Source organism: Rhizobium sp. BR 317, assembly GCF_047445835.1.
Classification (GTDB): Bacteria; Pseudomonadota; Alphaproteobacteria; order Rhizobiales; family Rhizobiaceae; genus Rhizobium; species Rhizobium paranaense.
The window spans coordinates 205,553-222,571 of record NZ_JARWLB010000003.1 but is presented as its reverse complement, the minus strand read 5'-3'; the positions used below and the strand labels follow the sequence as shown (position 1 = coordinate 222,571).

General features: G+C 59.4%; 20 protein-coding genes. 9 read left to right on the top strand and 11 right to left on the bottom strand.

The features are described 5' to 3' along the window. Window positions 1–426 precede the first annotated feature (426 nt). The 3 genes from QD357_RS06135 to QD357_RS06125 all read left to right on the top strand — a co-directional run bounded on the left by QD357_RS06135 (window position 427) and on the right by QD357_RS06125 (window position 1,226). Window positions 427–582 carry a DUF3309 domain-containing protein gene (locus tag QD357_RS06135; RefSeq protein ID WP_107109819.1) on the top strand — a complete coding sequence of 52 codons (156 nt, stop codon included), beginning with the start codon at window positions 427–429 and terminating at the stop codon, window positions 580–582. 45 nt (window positions 583–627) lie between these two features. Further along, window positions 628–882, top strand: a complete 255-nt coding sequence (locus QD357_RS06130; RefSeq protein ID WP_107109820.1) for a YMGG-like glycine zipper-containing protein — start codon at window positions 628–630, stop codon at window positions 880–882. 170 nt (window positions 883–1,052) lie between these two features. Beyond that, entirely contained in the window at window positions 1,053–1,226 is a 174-nt protein-coding gene (locus QD357_RS06125) for a hypothetical protein (protein ID WP_181316111.1), read from the top strand. A gap of 45 nt (window positions 1,227–1,271) precedes the next feature. On the opposite strand, the gene QD357_RS06120 is transcribed toward QD357_RS06125, so the two are convergent. Together QD357_RS06120 and QD357_RS06115 are read right to left on the bottom strand one after the other, a co-directional pair. Continuing rightward, the gene (locus QD357_RS06120; protein WP_107109821.1) at window positions 1,272–1,997 is read right to left on the bottom strand and encodes a beta-ketoacyl-ACP reductase; all 726 of its coding nucleotides are present in this window, start codon (window positions 1,995–1,997) and stop codon (window positions 1,272–1,274) included. A gap of 209 nt (window positions 1,998–2,206) precedes the next feature. Then, complete coding sequence (locus QD357_RS06115; protein ID WP_107109822.1) at window positions 2,207–3,388, bottom strand: acetyl-CoA C-acetyltransferase; 1,182 nt, start codon at window positions 3,386–3,388, stop codon at window positions 2,207–2,209. 238 nt (window positions 3,389–3,626) lie between these two features. On the opposite strand from QD357_RS06115, the gene phaR reads away from it, so the two are divergent. Beyond that, the gene (gene phaR, locus QD357_RS06110) at window positions 3,627–4,199 is read left to right on the top strand and encodes a polyhydroxyalkanoate synthesis repressor PhaR (RefSeq protein ID WP_107109823.1); all 573 of its coding nucleotides are present in this window, start codon (window positions 3,627–3,629) and stop codon (window positions 4,197–4,199) included. Between the two features lie 96 nt (window positions 4,200–4,295). Here phaR and QD357_RS06105 read toward each other — a convergent pair whose 3' ends face one another. From QD357_RS06105 to mtgA, 5 genes are all read right to left on the bottom strand, one after another. Beyond that, entirely contained in the window at window positions 4,296–4,703 is a 408-nt protein-coding gene (locus tag QD357_RS06105) for a hypothetical protein (RefSeq protein WP_107109824.1), read from the bottom strand. Window positions 4,704–4,867: 164 nt separating this feature from the next. After that, window positions 4,868–5,053 carry a 50S ribosomal protein L32 gene (rpmF, locus tag QD357_RS06100; protein ID WP_003543812.1) on the bottom strand — a complete coding sequence of 62 codons (186 nt, stop codon included), beginning with the start codon at window positions 5,051–5,053 and terminating at the stop codon, window positions 4,868–4,870. A 179-nt stretch (window positions 5,054–5,232) separates the two neighbouring features. Then, a complete protein-coding gene (locus QD357_RS06095; RefSeq protein ID WP_107109825.1) occupies window positions 5,233–5,880 on the bottom strand; it encodes a glutathione S-transferase family protein in 648 nt (215 codons plus the stop codon). Window positions 5,881–5,892: 12 nt separating this feature from the next. Continuing rightward, window positions 5,893–6,621, bottom strand: a complete 729-nt coding sequence (locus QD357_RS06090) for a DUF1868 domain-containing protein (protein WP_107109826.1) — start codon at window positions 6,619–6,621, stop codon at window positions 5,893–5,895. 88 nt (window positions 6,622–6,709) lie between these two features. Then, window positions 6,710–7,420 (bottom strand): monofunctional biosynthetic peptidoglycan transglycosylase, encoded by a 711-nt coding sequence (gene mtgA, locus QD357_RS06085; RefSeq protein WP_107109827.1) that lies wholly within the window; start codon window positions 7,418–7,420, stop codon window positions 6,710–6,712. Window positions 7,421–7,637: 217 nt separating this feature from the next. Here mtgA and QD357_RS06080 point away from each other — a divergent pair, with 217 nt between their 5' ends. Further along, entirely contained in the window at window positions 7,638–8,552 is a 915-nt protein-coding gene (locus QD357_RS06080; RefSeq protein WP_107109828.1) for a polyprenyl synthetase family protein, read from the top strand. Between the two features lie 44 nt (window positions 8,553–8,596). Here QD357_RS06080 and QD357_RS06075 read toward each other — a convergent pair whose 3' ends face one another. Next, entirely contained in the window at window positions 8,597–9,625 is a 1,029-nt protein-coding gene (locus tag QD357_RS06075) for a GlxA family transcriptional regulator (RefSeq protein ID WP_107109953.1), read from the bottom strand. Between the two features lie 116 nt (window positions 9,626–9,741). Here QD357_RS06075 and QD357_RS06070 point away from each other — a divergent pair, with 116 nt between their 5' ends. Both QD357_RS06070 and QD357_RS06065 read left to right on the top strand, forming a co-directional pair. Continuing rightward, window positions 9,742–11,136, top strand: coding sequence for an FAD-binding oxidoreductase (locus tag QD357_RS06070; RefSeq protein ID WP_107109829.1), 1,395 nt, complete (start codon window positions 9,742–9,744; stop codon window positions 11,134–11,136). 197 nt (window positions 11,137–11,333) lie between these two features. Then, window positions 11,334–11,975 carry a LysE family translocator gene (locus tag QD357_RS06065; RefSeq protein ID WP_107109830.1) on the top strand — a complete coding sequence of 214 codons (642 nt, stop codon included), beginning with the start codon at window positions 11,334–11,336 and terminating at the stop codon, window positions 11,973–11,975. A 33-nt stretch (window positions 11,976–12,008) separates the two neighbouring features. Here the strand turns inward: QD357_RS06065 and ispG are convergent, their stop codons facing one another. Both ispG and QD357_RS06055 read right to left on the bottom strand, forming a co-directional pair. Next, window positions 12,009–13,262, bottom strand: a complete 1,254-nt coding sequence (gene ispG / locus QD357_RS06060) for a flavodoxin-dependent (E)-4-hydroxy-3-methylbut-2-enyl-diphosphate synthase (protein ID WP_107109831.1) — start codon at window positions 13,260–13,262, stop codon at window positions 12,009–12,011. A 129-nt stretch (window positions 13,263–13,391) separates the two neighbouring features. After that, window positions 13,392–14,591: an MFS transporter gene (locus QD357_RS06055; RefSeq protein WP_107109832.1), complete on the bottom strand. Its 1,200-nt coding sequence runs from the start codon at window positions 14,589–14,591 to the stop codon at window positions 13,392–13,394. Window positions 14,592–14,845: 254 nt separating this feature from the next. Between QD357_RS06055 and QD357_RS06050 the strand changes: the two genes are divergently transcribed. Further along, a complete protein-coding gene (locus QD357_RS06050; RefSeq protein ID WP_107109833.1) occupies window positions 14,846–15,718 on the top strand; it encodes a DMT family transporter in 873 nt (290 codons plus the stop codon). 144 nt (window positions 15,719–15,862) lie between these two features. Here QD357_RS06050 and QD357_RS06045 read toward each other — a convergent pair whose 3' ends face one another. Beyond that, entirely contained in the window at window positions 15,863–16,375 is a 513-nt protein-coding gene (locus QD357_RS06045) for a BA14K family protein (RefSeq protein ID WP_107109954.1), read from the bottom strand. Window positions 16,376–16,535: 160 nt separating this feature from the next. Here QD357_RS06045 and QD357_RS06040 point away from each other — a divergent pair, with 160 nt between their 5' ends. Continuing rightward, window positions 16,536–17,015 carry a GNAT family N-acetyltransferase gene (locus tag QD357_RS06040; protein WP_107109834.1) on the top strand — a complete coding sequence of 160 codons (480 nt, stop codon included), beginning with the start codon at window positions 16,536–16,538 and terminating at the stop codon, window positions 17,013–17,015. The last annotated feature ends 4 nt before the right edge of the window (window positions 17,016–17,019 follow it).

Below are 17,019 nucleotides of genomic sequence, written 5' to 3'. Positions count from 1 at the left end.
CCTCTCCTAAAGAGGTAGGTCCTTCCGGGACGCAATCCCTGCCGCCGTTAACCAAAGCCCAAATGCAGAACGAATCGCTGACGAAACACGGACACGTCCGCTTTCTCGTTTCGTTCACCGCAACATATTGTATTTAAAGCAATTTTTAACCATATGCGGAACTCGTTGTTATGTATTCTCCGCATGACGCCGATGCCTACGTTAACATTTTGACTCGACATGCCGGCTCATCTTCATGTCTTGTTATTTCTGAGCCGGAACAATTTCTCGTGAAATAAGTTTCTATCGACAGCGGCATTGGTGCGCTCCTATTCGCCAGGAACGGTAGATAAGGACGCACCGGCACTTGTAATCTAGCGCATCTATCCGCCTGCGTGCGGTCGCTCTGGCGGGATGCTCTAGGCGCTGGACGCGGAGGAATACGCCATGCTTGGTACAGTACTGCTCGTGATTTTGATTCTATTGTTGATCGGAGCGCTCCCGAACTGGGGTTACAGCCGAGGTTGGGGTTACGGTCCATCGGGTGGTCTCGGACTGGTTTTTGTTATCATTCTCATTCTGCTATTGATGGGCCGGATCTAATCCGGCCGATATTGTTGAAGACCTCACACACTAGGGAGCAATGCTATGAAGAAAATTATCGTCGCGATCGCCCTTGTCGGAGCACTTGCTTCGTGCACGGCAACGGAAAAGGGGACAGCCATCGGCGCCGGAACCGGCGCGATCATAGGCGGCGTCGCCAGCAATAGCTGGGGCGGCGCCGCAATCGGCGCCGTCGCCGGTGGTGCCGTCGGCTACCTGATCGGCCGGTCCCAGGAGCGCCCAGGCTATTGCATCTATCGCGACCGCAACGGCCACCGCTATGAGGCTCGTTGCCGCTAAGCGCTTACACGCAAGGATCGATTTCCTTCAGCCCGATCATCAACGCTTCGTTGACGATCGGGCATGAACTTTATCTTTCGAAAATTTCGGGCCGATTTTCTTAAGACGAACACTCACATCCACGCCGGTTTCGGGGGATCGCGTCAACGTTTTTTGAAAGGAACGGCACCATGGCCGAATTCATCGCGAGCGCCGCGGCGCTCACACTTCTCGGCACCACATTTTATGTACTGGGTCATGCCGTACGAATGCGGGAGAAGGAAATGCGCCGCGTGGCCCTCGAGGCCGTCGTTTTGGAATTCAAACCCCGGCCGCAGCAGCCCAGGAATTCAAGCCGGCAATGACTGCCGGGCATTCCCGGCAATCATCCGCCACGTCATTCCATCAGCTCAAACGAAGAACTGCCCGCCATTGGCGCTGATGGTCGATCCCGTAATGAAGCCGGCGTCGTCGCTGGCAAGGAAGACCGCGATGCGGGCGATTTCCTGGGGCTCGCCGAGACGACCAACCGGGATCTGCGGGATAATGCGCTCGTTCAGCACCTTTTCCGGCACCGCAAGCACCATCTCCGTGCCGATATAGCCGGGGCAAATGGCGTTGACCGTAATGTTCTTGGCAGCACCTTCCTGTGCAAGCGCCTTGGTAAAGCCGAGATCGCCAGCCTTGGCGGCGGAATAATTCGCCTGACCCATCTGGCCTTTCTGACCGTTGATCGAGGAGATGTTGATCACACGGCCGAAGCTGCGATCGCGCATGCCCTGCCAAACATGATGGGTCATGTTGAACAGGCCGGTGAGGTTCGTATTGATGACATCATGCCACTGCTGCGGCGTCATCTTGTGGAACATGGCGTCGCGGGTGATCCCGGCATTGTTGACGAGGATGTCGATCGGACCAAGCTCGTCCTGGACCTTGGCGATGCCCGCACCGCAGGCTTCGTAGTCAGACACATCCCACTTGTGAACGGAAATGCCGGTCTCGTCCCGGAAAGCCTGCGCCTTCTCGTCATTGCCGGCATAGGTTGCTGCAACCCGGTAGCCCGCATTGCGCAACGCAATCGAAATGGCCGCTCCAATACCGCGCGTACCGCCTGTCACCAACGCTACTCTGCTCATAGTCCACTCCCCTCTGTTGTCGCCAAAACGGGATGAGCAATCTCGAATCGTTCATCCGTCGCTTGCCATTTATTTTAGAATGATCTTATTCACAACCCTCGCGCGTTTGATATTCGAGCGAAGCGACCAGAGCGCTATGCCGCTCCGGTCTTTTGAATCAAGAGCATCCCTATCCGTTTGCAGGAAATTCCACCTGACAGCGGATGCTCTTAGAGCGCCTCGAAACACATGGCGACGCCCATGCCGCCGCCGATGCAGAGCGTTGCGAGGCCCTTCTTGGCGCCGCGACGCTTCATTTCGAACAGCAGCGTGTTGAGGATGCGGGCGCCGGAGGCACCGATCGGATGGCCGATGGCGATGGCGCCGCCATTGACGTTGACAATCGACGTATCCCAGCCGAGATCCTTGTTGACGGCGCAGGCCTGCGCGGCAAATGCCTCATTGGCCTCGACGAGATCAAGATCGCCGACGGACCAGCCCGCCTTTTCCAAGGCCTTGCGCGAGGCCGGGATCGGGCCGCTGCCCATGATCTGCGGGTCGACGCCGGCGGTTGCCCAGGAGACGATGCGGGCCAGCGGCTGGATGCCGCGGCGCGAGGCTTCCGCCTCGGTCATGAGCACGGTAGCGGCCGCGCCGTCGTTGAGGCCCGACGCATTGCCGGCCGTCACCGTGCCTTCCTTGTCGAAGGCCGGGCGCAGCTTGGTCATGCCGTCCAGCGTCGCGCCGAGACGGATATACTCGTCGGCGTCGACGCTGACGTCGCCCTTGCGGCCCTTCACGATGAAAGGCACGATCTCATCCTTGAAGCGGCCGGCAAGCTGGGCAGCCTCGGCCTTGTTCTGCGAGGAAACGGCGAACTGATCCTGGTCGTCGCGCGAAAGTTGCCACTGGCGGGCGATGTTTTCCGCCGTGATGCCCATGTGATAGCCGTAGAAGGCGTCCGTCAGACCATCCTTGATCATCGTGTCGATCATCTTCATGTCGCCCATCTTGGTGCCACCGCGAAGATGCGCGGCATGGGGAGCCATCGACATGGATTCCTGGCCGCCGGCGACGATGATCTTGGCATCGCCGGAAGCGATTTGCTGCATGCCGAGCGCAACGGCGCGCAAACCCGAACCGCAGAGCTGGTTGACGCTCCAGGCGGTCGCTTCCTGCGGGATGCCGGCTTTCATCGCAGCCTGGCGGGCCGGATTCTGCCCTTCGCCAGCCTGCAGCACCTGGCCGAGGATCACCTCGTCGACTTCCCTGCCCTCGACACCAGCGCGCTCCAATGCGCCCTTGATCGCAGCTGCGCCGAGCTCATGAGCCGGAATGGTCGCAAAGGCGCCGTTGAAGGAACCGACAGCAGTGCGAGCTGCACTGGCGACGACGATAGATGGATTGCTCATGGAAGCCTCCTCACAGGTTGAACATATATAAGTCGAAACTGTCAAAGCTTTGCGCCCGAGTCAAACGCCAAGAATTTCGATCTTGCAGATTTCATGAAGCCGTCATTGCCGGCAAAAAATCCAATTAATGGAAAGGGCTTGCCGCATTGCACAAAGCGATTGTCACCAAGCTTCTTTTGCGTCTACACTTAGCGGTGGAGGAGTTTCCATACAATCAGACGGGTCCAGGAGACTGATAATGGCAAAGAATGAGGGCCAGATCGTAATCAAGAAATATGCCAATCGCCGCCTATACAATACTGGCACCAGCACATACGTGACGCTGGATGACCTGGCGGAGATGGTGAAGAAGGGAGAAGAATTTATCGTCCAGGATGCAAAAAGCGGCGAAGAAATCACGCATTCGGTGCTGACGCAGATTATTTTCGAACAGGAATCGAAGACCGGAAATACGCTGTTGCCGATTTCATTCCTGAGGCAACTGATCACCTATTACGGCGATCAGATGCAGATGGTCGTACCGAGCTTCCTCGAACATTCCATGCGCGCCTTCACCGAGCAGCAGACGCAGATGCGCGAGCAGATCAACCGCGCCTTCGGCGAAACGCCGCTTGGCAAGAATCTGCAATTGCCGATCCAGATGGTCGAGGAACAGGTCCGTCGCAATACCGAAATGTTCCAGCAGGCCATGCAGATGTTCTCGCCCTTCATGAAGCCGCCGGCGAAAGAAAGCCGCAAGGCAGAGGCAAAAGACATCGACGAGCTGAAAGAGCAGCTCCGCGCGATGCAGAATAAGCTGGATAGTTTGTGAGTTCCTCCCCTCGCCCCAGCGGGGCGAGGGTGGCGCAACGCCTGCTCAATCATGCTCCGTATAACCTTCTCCCCGCCGGGGAGAAGTCAAAAGCCCTTACAAGCCGATCGAAACATCCCGTCCCGCCGAGCGGATCGAAATCGTGAATCCGCCGATGACGTCGATGAAGGCAATCGTCATAAGGACGAAGAAAGTCTGCGTCGCCGCATCCTTGACCAGCAGGAATTCGACGAGATAGGCGATGAACACCAGCATCGACAGCATGTGATTGAGCAGTGAGCCCGAACCATTGCGCGTCGCCTTCAGGATTTCGAAGAACAGCATGATCAGCGCGATGACGATAAAGAGATCGCCGAGCTGCAGCGTCCATGTCGCGCTCGAAAGCATCGCGAGAGCAAGCATGACATCGTTAAGGGAAGCAATGCCGCCGGCGCCCATCAAACCCAGCATCGCCAGATTGTAGAGCACGAGGGGAACGATCATCAGCGGGAAGGCAACAATCATAGTCGGGAAAATCTCTTCGAAATTGAAGTCGCCGCGAGTTTTAGCGCAAAGGCCCAAAAGTGCGAAGCGGTTTTCGGACGCAACCTGCTGGACGAAATGCGCAAACAGAAAAAGGCCGGCGAAACGCCAGCCTTTGAATCTCAGCCCTTACGGGAGCGCTTAAATTATGCGCTTTCCTTCGGCGTCAGAACCTGACGGCCGCGATACATGCCGGTCTTCAGGTCGATATGATGCGGGCGACGCAGTTCGCCGGAGTTCTTGTCTTCGACATAGGTCGGAGCCTTCAGCGCATCAGCCGAGCGGCGCATACCGCGCTTGGACGGGCTCGTTTTTCTCTTCGGTACAGCCATTCTCGTTACTCCACTTTGCGGACGAAACATATCAGCGGCCAGCCAGGCGGCCGAAACAGACATGGATCAATTTCGGAAATTGGGCGGGCTTATACATGGCTAAAGGGGCTTTGACCAGTCCCTTCCCGCATTTTTTGCCCGCACCGTCGGATTCAGCCGGATGGAAGCCGAATCACCGATCAGGCTTCGTCCTCCGGCACGATCCACGGCTCCTCACGCGCCGCCTTTTCCCATTTCTGCCAGGCGGGCAGGGCTTTCATCGCAGCCATGTAGTCCAGCGTATCGGCAGCACTGACGAGATCATAAACCTCCAACCGATTGACGATCGGCGCGAACATGGCGTCTGCGCCGGAGAAAGCGCCGAACAGGAAGGGGCCGCCGGAACGGGCGCGCATCTCGCGCCAGATCGTCTCGATCCGCGCCACATCCTCCATGACGCCTTCCGGCAGATCGAGCCGGCTGATGGGACGACGGATGTTCATCGGGCAGGCATTGCGCAGCGCCCGGAAGCCCGCCAGCATTTCCATGGAGATCGAACGCGCCATCGCACGCGCCTGCCGCTCTCTGGGCCAGAGGCCGGCGTCAGGGAAAAGCTCGGCCGCATATTCGATAATGGCGAGTGATTCCCAGACCTTCAAGCCGTCATGAACCAGCAACGGCACCCTGCCCGTCGGCGAAACCTCGCGGATGCGCGGGTTGCCGGCCGGAAAATCGAAGGGGATCAGCACCTCTTCGAAAGCGATGCCGCAACCCTCCAAGGCGATCCACGGCCGAAACGACCAGGAGGAATAGTTCTTGTTTCCGATATAGAGGGTCAGCTTGTCCATGGTTTGTCCTTCTTATTTTTGGAACTCGAACACCAGAAGTTCCTCGAAATGCTTCATGTCGTCGAAGGCGCAGAAGGCCGGCGGGCGCAGTTCGAGAACCGGCACTTCGGCGCGGACTTCGGCGGCAACCTTGTCCAGCATTGCCTGCCAGCCTGGCAGCGCCTCATCATCCAGCCGCTCGATGACATAGGCGAAGGTGATGTGGAACGGATAGACGTCATGATCGGGGTGGCGATAGCCGAGAAGATCCGCAAGAGCGTTGCGCCACTCCCGTATCACCTTCCGATCCGTCTCGGTCGCACCATCCATCAAAAGGCCGCTCGGCCGCGCATGCGTCACCGCCACCTTGAAGGGATCGCGCATGGAAAAGGCCTTCAGGCGCTCGCCCATGATCTCGGTCATCTCGTCGACCGGCGTATCCTGGGCAATATCCGCCGGCCAATAGGGCTGGTTGCGGCGGTATTCGATAATACCCTGAAACAGCGTCATATGCAGGCTGGAAATCGGCGTGAAGGTGAATTGCGAAGCTTCCGGCATGGCCAGAAATTGCTCGCGAGCAGCAACGAGGGCGCGCTGCGTTTCGGAGCCCTCCACCACATGGCAGACGATCGTATTGCCCGGCTCATATTGGAAATTGCCCGAGAGATCAAAGCGCGTGCCGAGATGAATGGACGGTTCGGGATGACGGCTCTTGGAATATTGCAGCAGTTCGGGCGAAAAGACATCGAGCTCATGGGGCAGGTCCGATTTGGTTGGCAGATCACCCGCCCTTACGTCAGAAGCAAGAATGCCAGATGACGGTTAGCCGATCGAACGACAAGTTCTGATATCAGTTATAAAGGCATTTGATGTACTCGCCGGAATTCTTCGCCCGCCGCTGGATCAGCGAGGCGAGCTGGCGCAGTCCGCGCCCCGGCTTGCTCGCCACCCGGTCGATCGGATTGGGCAGGGAAACGGCGAGAAGGGCGGCCTGACGAGCGTTCAACTTGGAGGCCGGCACTTTGAAGTGATAGCGAGCCGCCGCCTCTATGCCATAAATGCCCGGCCCCCATTCGGCGATATTCAGATAGATTTCCATCATTCGTCGCTTCGACCAGACGAAGGATGAGGAAACGGCCAGCGGCAGTTCCAACGCCTTGCGCACGAAGGAGCGGCTGTTCCAGAGGAAAAGATTCTTCGAGGTCTGCATCGGGATGGTGCTGCCGCCCCGCGTGGCCTGGCCCCGCAGCGTATCCTGCACCAGCATGCGCATCTCGCCCCAGTCGACCCCGCCATGAAAACAGAACTGCCCGTCCTCGGAGACCATGACCGACTGCACCAGCACCGGCGCTATCTCATCGAAGGAAACCCATCGGCGATCGTATCCCTGAAAGGTGACGGCATCGCGCAGCATCAGGGTCGAAATGGGGTGAATGAACGGCAGAACATAAAGGAGGATGAGCAGATAGGGCAGCAGCATCAAACCGACGACGACGAGAACAATGCGCTGCCAGAGCGGACGGGCCTTGAACCGCGCAAGCCGGCCTGGGCTTTGCCGCATCTCGGCTTCCTCATCGCTGTCAGTCGATATGTCCAATTGCTGAAGGCCCTCAGTCACTCCACCCCCCGAACATCCTTGCACGTCCGAGGAACACGCCAGGAATGTTCCAATTGTCATACCGTCTACACAGAGCGATGACCAGAGTGCGACGAGATTCCCACCTTGGCTGTTGACAATTCTCGTTGCCAGCAACACGCACTCATGCCAAACAGCGGCCATGGACAGCACCAACTCCTCCTTCGAACATCGCCTCAGGGACAATGCCGGCAAGGTCGAGGCTATCCTGAGCCAGCTACTTGCCGATGCTTGCCTGAGCGGCGAAATCACTCGCCCCACCCGCCTGCTCGAAGCGATGCGCCATGGTGTGCTGAATGGTGGCAAGCGGCTGAGACCGTTTCTCGTGATGGAGACTGCCGCACTTCTCGGTGGTAACGACGACGCAGCACTCCGCATCGGCGCGGCGCTCGAATGTGTGCACTGTTATTCGCTGGTGCATGACGACCTGCCGGCCATGGATGACGACGACCTGCGCCGCGGCCAGCCGACCGTGCATATCGCCTTCGACTATGCGACAGCGATCCTCGCCGGCGACAGCCTGCTGACCTACGCTTTCGATATCATCGCCGCACCGGAAACCGACCTGCCATCGAACCGAAAGATCGAACTCGTGCTGGCGCTGTCGCGCGCCGCCGGCATTGGCGGCATGGCCGGCGGCCAGACCCTTGATCTCGCTGCCGAAAAAGAGGCTCCCGATGAGCGCGGCATCACCATGCTGCAAGCGATGAAGACTGGTGCGCTGATCCGCTTTGCCTGCGAAGCCGGCGCCATCATTGCCGGCGCCTCGGCTGAAAACCGTCAGCGGCTGCGAACCTTCGGCGAAAAGATCGGCCTCGCCTTCCAACTCGCCGACGATCTCCTCGACCTCACCGCCGATGCCGCCACCATGGGCAAGGCCACCGGCAAGGATGCCGGCCGCGGCAAAGGAACATTGGTGGCGCTGCACGGCCAGGCCTGGGCCGAAACCACGCTTGCCCGCCTGGTGACGGAAGCTGCGGAGCTGCTATCCCCTTATGGAGAGAAGGCGACGTTGCTGATCGAGACGGCACGCTTCGTGGCGAGCCGCAGGAGCTGAAATTTTCGTGCCGAGAGCACGGGTGGACGAGCGAAGTTGTCGTGTCAGCTAGCGGCCAGCTTTGACAAATGGCCGAAACGAAGCCTGTACTGGGCGGGCGTCAGGCCGGTCTTGCGTCGGAACAGGCGGTTCAGAAAGCTAACGTCCTCGTAGCCGACCTCGTCGGCTATGGCTTCCACACTCATCTCACTCGTCTCAAGCAGTTGCTTGGCTTCCTCAATCCGAACCGCATGGAGATAATCGATCGGCTTCATCCCGGTCGCCTTCGTGAAACGACGAAGGAAGGATCGTTCGGGCAATCCGGATCGTGCGATGATCGATGCGATCGGCGCACGTGTCCGGTAGTGGAGCGCCAGCCATTCCTGACAACTGCCGATCATAGGATCGTCCGAGCAGCGGCGACAGGTAAGAGATGCGAATGGCTGCTGGCCAAGGTCATGCCACTGCAGCATATAGACCTTGGCGACCTCGATCGCCTCCTTCAGCCCCACGAATCTCGCGATGACATAGAGTGCGAGATCCTGCCAGCTCGAACCTCCTCCGGCCATGACGATCCGCTCACCTTCGCCCGTGAGAACGAGGGAACGGTTGATGTTCACGTGCACACGAGGATAATTGTCCGCCAACGTCGAGACATAGCCCCAATGTATGGTCGCCTCGCAATCCGAGAGCAATCCCGCTTCGCCGAACAGGACTGCCCCGGAGCACGCGCTCGCAAGGAATGATCCACGTTGGTAGTTTTCGGCCAGCCATTGCGCTTCGGGATCATATTGGCCGGAGACGCTTTCGCCTGGGTTCACGAAGAAGTCGGGAATGCAGACGATGTCTGGCGACGGGCAGTCATGTAGGGCGAAGTCTGGATGGATCCGCACCTCGTTTATCGCCCGAAAATTCTCGACGCTTCTAGCGACGACATAAGGCCGCATCCGTGCCTCGCAGATCTCGCCCCTGGTTATGAACGGCCAGTCGCGACCGGGCGACGAGAACAGATCGAGCATGCCGTAGAGGGTCGAGGCCGTCGCCGCGGGGACGGCGAGTATCGCGACGTTCAGTGGTCGATCGCCTGCGGACATCGAAATCACCCCCATCAAATGGCGGAAATCACCAGGTCATGGCATTTATAGCTTTAGCACCTCATCCGACGTTGAACTAGCTTTGAGACATTTCGGGCAGAAGGCGGAGGTTCGACATGTCGACTGACCAGCTACGCAATGGCTTTCGCGGAGAACTGCTGGAGCCTGATGACGCCGGATATGAGCAGGCCAGGATCGTCTGGAACGGCATGATCGACAGGCGGCCGGCGGTGATCGCGCGGTGTCGCAACGCCGCCGACGTCGTTCTCGCCGTAAACTATGCCCGGGAACACGATCTCCTGATCGCCGTGCGAGGCGGCGGCCACAACGTCGCGGGATACGCTGTCTGCGATCGCGGGATGATGATCGACTTGTCGCAGATGAACTCCGTGCGCGTGCCTCCCGAACTCGATCGCGTGTTCGTGGAAGGAGGCGCGACCTGGGGCGACGTCGACGCGGCCACGACGCCGTTCGGCAGGGCCACTCCCGGCGGCCTCATTTCCGCGACCGGCGTCGCTGGCCTCGCCCTTGTCGGCGGCATCGGCTGGCTGCGGGGAAAGCATGGATTGAGTTGCGACAACATAATCTCGGTGGAATTGGTGACCGCCGACGGGCGCTTGGTTCGCGCCAGCGCAGCGGAAAATCCAGATCTCTTCTGGGCGCTTAGAGGCGGAGGCGGCAATTTCGGTGTCGTCGTCAATTTCGAGTTCATGCTCCATGAGATCCCGCCGCTGCTCATGTTCTGCGCGCCAGTCTATCCGGAGGAGAGAGCCGTGGAGGTACTCGCCCTGTGGCGCGACTATATGGCGGGGGCGCCCGACGAAGTCACAGGATTGGCCGAGTTCTCCACGGTCCCCGACGATCCGGCCTATCCGCAGAATTGTTGGGGCCGCAGGGTATTGAGCTTGGCGACAGTCTACGACGGTCCGGCGGAGACCGGCGAGCTGGTCACGATGCCGCTTCGTCAGTTCGGTGAACCCCTGATGGATTTCAGCGACCGCCTGCCATACCGCACCCTGCAGACGCTCTATGATGGTCTTTTTCCAAAAGGGCGCGACCGGTGCTACTGGAAGTCCACCTATCTCGCGCATCTAAGGCAGGAGACGATCGAGGCGATTGCGGCTGGACTGGACAGACGGCCATCGGAGATGACATTCGCATCCATCTGGAAGTTTGGTGGACAGTTGGGCCGCGTCGCCGCCGACGCCACCGCCTTCGGCGACAGGTCCATGCCCTTCATGCTTAGCCTCGACGCCATTTGGTCGTCGCCGTCGAACGATGAAGCCAACATCGCATGGGTGAAGTCGGTTTGGAACGACATGCAGGTTCATGGCACCGGGAGGAGTTACCTGAACTTCCCGGGCCTCGGGGAGGCCCAAAATCTTGTAAGGGACGCCTTTGGGCCTGATGTCTTCGAGCGACTTCTGCGGATCAAGAGAAAATACGATCCGGGCAATCTGTTTCGAATGAATCAGAACATCTGCGAGCAGCAGCAAGCTTTAATGGGCTAGAGAGCCGGCCAACTCTATTTCGCCGGAGGCGAATGCGAGAAGATCGCACCATGGCGACATGGCGCAAAATGTCACCATGACAAGAAATCTTCGGGACAAGAGTGACGTTCCGACGATTCCATGGCAAGTCTGGCGCCAATTGCAGTTTCAGGCACGCGGAATAGGCCGCGTCGTCTGAAATCCTGCGGAGCCATCCCATGCATGAGGCACTTGCCTATCTGCCGCAGATCCTGCCGGCCTATATTGCCTATCTCATTGCCGTCGTCAGTCCCGGACCGGCGATCATGGCCATCATCGCAACGTCGATGACGCATGGCCGTAAGGCGGGCATGACAATTTCGCTTGGCATTTTCGGTGGTTCGCTGACCTGGGCGACCGCTGCCGCCGCCGGGCTTGCCACGCTGTTGCAGACCTATGCGATGGCACTCGAGATCCTGAAGATTTTTGGCGGGCTCTATTTGCTCTATCTCGCCTACAAGGCATTTCGCGCGGTGCGGGCAAGCGGCGACTTGCCGGCCGTCAAGGAAGAAACAAGAAGCCCCAGCTTTAAGTCGCTGATCCTGCGCGGCTACGGCATTCACGTCACCAATCCGAAAGCGATCTTCGCCTGGCTCGCCATCATCGCGCTGGGCATGCCGCAGGGCGCACCGGCCTCCGTCGCCGTGCTGATCATCGCAGTCTGCTGCACGACCGGTTTTGTCGTGTTCATGGGCTACGCGGCGCTGTTCTCCACGCCGCATGCCTTGAAAATCTACAGGAATGCACGCCGGTGGATCGAAGGCGCCATGGCTGGCTTCTATTGCTTCGCCGGAATCAAACTTTTGACCAGCAATATCTGAGGCCAAGTATCTGAGGGCAGATCCAGCGGCGGATCACTCCGCCGCTGCGCTCTTCTGGCCGAAACGCTTCTCGATGTAATCGGTCACCAACGCTTCGAAGTCCGAAGCGATATTGGGGCCGCGCAACGTCATCGCCTTCTGGCCATCGATGAAGACGGGGGCCGCCGGCGTTTCGCCGGTGCCGGGCAGCGAGATGCCGATATCGGCATGCTTGCTTTCGCCGGGGCCGTTGACGATGCAGCCCATGACGGCAACGTTCAGTGCCTCGACGCCCGGATATTTCTCGCGCCAGACCGGCATGTTCTTGCGGATGTCGTTCTGGATGTTCTGGGCCAGTTCCTGGAACACAGTCGAAGTCGTGCGGCCGCAGCCGGGACAAGCGGCGACGACAGGAATAAACTGACGGAAGCCCATGACCTGCAGCAGCTCCTGCGCCACCTGCACTTCGCGGGTACGATCGCCATTCGGCTCCGGCGTCAGCGAAACGCGGATGGTGTCGCCGATGCCATGCTGCAGAACATAACCCATGGCCGCCGACGAGGCGACGATGCCCTTGCTGCCCATGCCGGCCTCGGTCAGGCCGAGATGCAGCGCGTGATCGGAGCGGGCGGCGAGCATGGAATAGACGGCGATCAGGTCCTGCACTTGGCTGACCTTAGCCGAGAGAATGATGCGATTGCGCGGCAGGCCGATTTCCTCGGCGAGATCGGCTGATATCAGCGCCGACTGCACGATCGTCTCGCGCGTCACCTCGCGGGCCGACAGAGGCGAACCTTCGGCAGCATTCTTATCCATCAGCGCGGTCAAGAGATCCTGGTCGAGCGAGCCCCAGTTGACGCCGATGCGCACCGGTTTGTCATAGCGGATCGCCATCTCGATGATTTCGGCGAACTGCTTGTCCTTCTTGTCCTTGAAGCCGACATTGCCGGGATTGATGCGGTATTTCGCCAGCGCCTCGGCGCAAGCCGGGTGGTCGGCGAGCAGCTTATGACCGATATAATGGAAATCGCCGATCAGCGGCACGTCCATGCCGAGGCGCAACAGCCGCTCGCGGATCTTCGGCACGGCGGCGGCACTTTCGTCGCGATCGACGGTAATCCGCACCAGCTCCGAACCGGACCTATAGAGCGCCGCGACCTGCGCCACCGTCGAATCGACATCGGCGGTATCGGTGTTGGTCATGGACTGCACGACCACGGGCGCGCCGCCGCCGACAATGACGCCGCCGACATCGACGGCAACGGAGGAACGGCGCGGCTTCGGATCGAAATCACTGGCGGACGACATGGAGAACTCTCGTTAGCCTCGGGAAATGGGTGCCTTTCAGGTGGATCACGGAGCGGTCGTTGTCAACCGCTTCGGGCATCACTTTTGCTCAGGCGAAAGCATGGTCGATAGCAGGCGAAAGCGACCAAATTAATGCGAGCCGCCGCCGATGCCATCGGCATAACGCGCCAAGGACGACAGCGCCAGCACGACAAGCAGCAGGACCGGCAACGCCATCAAAACCGGCGAGAAGCCGACGTGTTCGGCAGCAAAGCCGATCGCAGACGGGGCGACCAGCATGCCGGAATAGCCCATGGTGGTGACGACGGAGATGCCGATGCCCGGCTGCAGCCCCGGAATATTGCCCGCAGCCGAAAAGGCGATCGGCACCATGTTGGAAATGCCGATGCCGCATAGCGCGAAACCGACAATGGCCAGCTCTGCATTCGGCGCCAGCGCCGCGAGCAACATGCCGACAATCGCAAAGACCGTGCAGACACGCAGCGTCTTGACGGCGCCCAGCCGGTCGCGAACGAAATCACCGGCAAAACGCATCGTTGCCATGGTGAGCGAGAAGGCGGCGAAGCCGAAGCCCGACAGCGTTACCGATGCGCCCTTTTCCTGGCCGAGATAGAGCGCGCTCCAGTCGAGCACCGCCCCTTCCGGGATCATGCAGAACAGCGCCATCATGCCAAGCAGCCAGGGCAGCGGGATCATCGGCAACCGCGCCTTCGGCTTTGCCTCATCCGGATGCGGCTGGTCACCGAGGATCATCGGCCAGGCGACGGCGAGAAAGAGAAGAGCAAGGGCGGTGGAGACTTCGGCATGGCCGAGCACGCCCCAGCGCGAGATCAGAAAACCGCCGATCGCCGAGCCAATGAGACCACCGAGGCTCCAGAAGGCATGGCAGGACGACATGATCGCCCGATGCATGGATTTCTCCACCGATACGGCATTGGCGTTCATCGCCACATCCATGGCGCCGATGAAGCCGCCGAACAGGAAGAGAGCGATCGCGGCGGTCCAGACATTCTGGGTGACGGTCAAGGCGAGCAGCATCGGCAGCAGCAGCACGGCAAAAGCCTTGACGACGATCTTCGAGCCGCGCCCTGCAATCTGCGCACCCGCCATCGGCATCATTACCAGCGACCCCAGGCCGAAGACCAGGATCATCAGGCCGAGTTCGAATTTGGTCAGTTGCAGCCGCTCGGCGAACTCCGGAATCTTTGGCGCCCAGCAGCCGACGGTGAAGCCATTCATCAAAAATAGCAGGGAAACGGCGGCGCGAGATTTTGTGAAAAATCCGCTTCTACGAGCCTGAAAGCTACCGGATCGTGTCATATCATCCATAAGAAATCCCCCAAATCGGTGGCCGCAGGATATTTAAATCGATTAGAATCTCAATATCCGAAAAGACTCACATTGGTCACGTTTCGTCTCCGCCTGTTAAATCGGAGGCAAGGAAGTCACAACCGCAAATAATATTATGAACCCGGTCTACCCCGCCCATATGGCCTATTGACGGCGAAAAACTAGGCTCCTATCGGTTGAGCCTTAAAAGAGTTTTCGGCCGGCCTGCTTCGAGCCATTCCCCTGGTGCTTCCGTGAAAAACCCCATCAGCTACGGCATCCTGCTTACGGTGTTTGCCTACATGCTGTTCACTGCCCATGATTCGGTGGTGAAACTGCTCGTCACCGACATTCCGGTCTGGCAGATCCTCTTCTGGCGCAGTTGCACCATCCTTGCCGGCTGCTTCCTCTTCGAGGGGCCGGCACTGGTGCGCAAGGTCCGCCGCTCGCCGATCATCAAGCCGATGATCGTGCGCAGCATATTGCTGGTGATCGCCTGGACTTCCTACTATTCCGCCGCCCGCTACCTGCAGCTCGCCGAAGTAACGACGCTTTACTACGCCGCCCCGGTCGTCGGCACGATTCTCGCGACCTTCGTGCTCCGCGAGAAGGTCAGCTTCGTCCGCTGGATGGCGGTTGGCCTCGGCTTTTGCGGCGTGGTGATCGCCTCCAATCCAGTCGGCCTGTCGATCTCCTGGCCCGTCTATCTAGCGCTGCAGGCCGCCGTGCTCTGGGCAACCGGCATGGTACTGCTGCGCAAGACCGCGCTGCACGAGAAGAGCCATATCCAGATGGCCGTCTCGAACATCATCTTCATCCTGTTGACCGCCACCATGGCCATCCTGCATTGGCATACGCCAAGCGCCTATCAGGTGCTGCTGCTTTTCGGCGGCGGCGTCATCGCCGGCGCGGGACAGCTTGCCCTGTTCGAAGGCATGCGGCAGGCTCCGGTCTCCGTGCTGGCGCCGTTCGAATATACCTCGCTCATCTCAGCCTTCCTGCTCGGCTTCCTGATCTGGGGCGATATCCCGAAGGCCAACACCTTCGTCGGCGCAGCCTTCATCCTCAGCGCCGGCCTGATCATCATCGTCAGCGAGCGGATGAAGGGAAGAGTAGCAACCGTTTGAGGTGGAGCAGATAGCGGTTTCTGAGGCTCGTTATGCACTGTCGCTTCTGTTGGCCATACGCGCGACTCGACGGCAATCACGATCCGGCCGACCGGCGGCTCTGCGCCACCGGCAGCCATTCCGATAGATAGTTTTACGCCATCACTAGTATGGCGCAACGCACGGCCGTCGCGGACCGTAAGAGGGCTGGAACGTGTCGTCGTAAGCCCTGTAGGACCGATAACGCGCATAGCACCAGCGCACATGCCCACTGCCACCATAATAGGCCCGGCGGTAGTACCGTGGTGCGTAGTAGTACCGCGGCGCGTAATAGCCCGAACCATAGTAGGACGGGCCGTAATAGCCTGGGTCGTAGTAGCCAGAGCCATAATAACCAGAGCCGTAGTAATTCGGCTGCGCCAGCAGCCCGCCGATTAGTGCGCCTGCGGCGAGGCCGCCAAGCGCCCAGCCCCAGTTGTCGCCATGGTGGTGATGATAGTACCCGCCATATCCGCCGTATCCACCATGATAGTATCCGCCGTGACCGCCATGATAGTCCACCGGCTGCGCCTTCGGCGCCTCGACCTTCGGAATGACAATGGTCGGAAACGCCAGGGCCGGCGAGACGCTCATCAACGTCGTCGCGAGCGACAAGGCAACGATTGCTAGCCTCTTCATTGACTTCACCTTTCCGTCTAAATCGCAGCCGGACATTATAGCGCGGAAAGGGCCATATGGCACTTAATTTCCAGGCCGGCGGCAGCGCCTATAGGGCCGACTTTTGTGGCCATTTCGCACCGGCGGGACGCTTCATTCCATCCGGCGTGGAACCAATGTTATGAATGGACTTATGATGACGCGCGAACCTGGACCCCAAGACAAGGATTGGATCGTCAAGCTCCTCACGGAACGATGGGGCGACACGAAGGTCGTCGCTCATGACGAGACTTTTGATCTACTGGATCTGCCGGCTCTCGTCGTTGATCCTGACCAGGGATTGGCAACCTACCGGATGCAAGGCAATGAGGCGGAACTGATGTCGCTGGATGCTGTTCGCCCCGGTCAGGGCGTGGGAACGGCCTTGATCGACGCTCTGGCCGATCAGTTGCGTCGGCAAGGCCTATCCGCACTCTGGGTCATGACCACGAACGACAATCTCGATGCTCTCCGCTTTTACCAACGCCGAGGTTTTGAACTTCGGCGGGTTCGACCTGGGGCGGTCGACAAAGCGCGGTTGCTGAAGCCAAGTATTCCAAGGATCGCCGACAACGGAATCCCCATCAGAGACGAACTCGATTTGTGCCTTCGGCTTCTTTGAGAAA

Coding starts and splice junctions, on each gene's coding strand:
- QD357_RS06135 (WP_107109819.1), top strand. CDS start 427: ATGCTTGGTACAGTACTGCTCGTGATTTTGATTCTATTGTTGATCGGA.
- QD357_RS06130 (WP_107109820.1), top strand. CDS start 628: ATGAAGAAAATTATCGTCGCGATCGCCCTTGTCGGAGCACTTGCTTCG.
- QD357_RS06125 (WP_181316111.1), top strand. CDS start 1,053: ATGGCCGAATTCATCGCGAGCGCCGCGGCGCTCACACTTCTCGGCACC.
- QD357_RS06120 (WP_107109821.1), bottom strand. CDS start 1,997: ATGAGCAGAGTAGCGTTGGTGACAGGCGGTACGCGCGGTATTGGAGCG.
- QD357_RS06115 (WP_107109822.1), bottom strand. CDS start 3,388: ATGAGCAATCCATCTATCGTCGTCGCCAGTGCAGCTCGCACTGCTGTC.
- phaR (WP_107109823.1), top strand. CDS start 3,627: ATGGCAAAGAATGAGGGCCAGATCGTAATCAAGAAATATGCCAATCGC.
- QD357_RS06105 (WP_107109824.1), bottom strand. CDS start 4,703: ATGATTGTTGCCTTCCCGCTGATGATCGTTCCCCTCGTGCTCTACAAT.
- rpmF (WP_003543812.1), bottom strand. CDS start 5,053: ATGGCTGTACCGAAGAGAAAAACGAGCCCGTCCAAGCGCGGTATGCGC.
- QD357_RS06095 (WP_107109825.1), bottom strand. CDS start 5,880: ATGGACAAGCTGACCCTCTATATCGGAAACAAGAACTATTCCTCCTGG.
- mtgA (WP_107109827.1), bottom strand. CDS start 7,420: ATGCGGCAAAGCCCAGGCCGGCTTGCGCGGTTCAAGGCCCGTCCGCTC.
- QD357_RS06080 (WP_107109828.1), top strand. CDS start 7,638: ATGGACAGCACCAACTCCTCCTTCGAACATCGCCTCAGGGACAATGCC.
- QD357_RS06075 (WP_107109953.1), bottom strand. CDS start 9,625: ATGTCCGCAGGCGATCGACCACTGAACGTCGCGATACTCGCCGTCCCC.
- QD357_RS06070 (WP_107109829.1), top strand. CDS start 9,742: ATGTCGACTGACCAGCTACGCAATGGCTTTCGCGGAGAACTGCTGGAG.
- QD357_RS06065 (WP_107109830.1), top strand. CDS start 11,334: ATGCATGAGGCACTTGCCTATCTGCCGCAGATCCTGCCGGCCTATATT.
- ispG (WP_107109831.1), bottom strand. CDS start 13,262: ATGTCGTCCGCCAGTGATTTCGATCCGAAGCCGCGCCGTTCCTCCGTT.
- QD357_RS06055 (WP_107109832.1), bottom strand. CDS start 14,591: ATGGATGATATGACACGATCCGGTAGCTTTCAGGCTCGTAGAAGCGGA.
- QD357_RS06045 (WP_107109954.1), bottom strand. CDS start 16,375: ATGAAGAGGCTAGCAATCGTTGCCTTGTCGCTCGCGACGACGTTGATG.
- QD357_RS06040 (WP_107109834.1), top strand. CDS start 16,536: ATGAATGGACTTATGATGACGCGCGAACCTGGACCCCAAGACAAGGAT.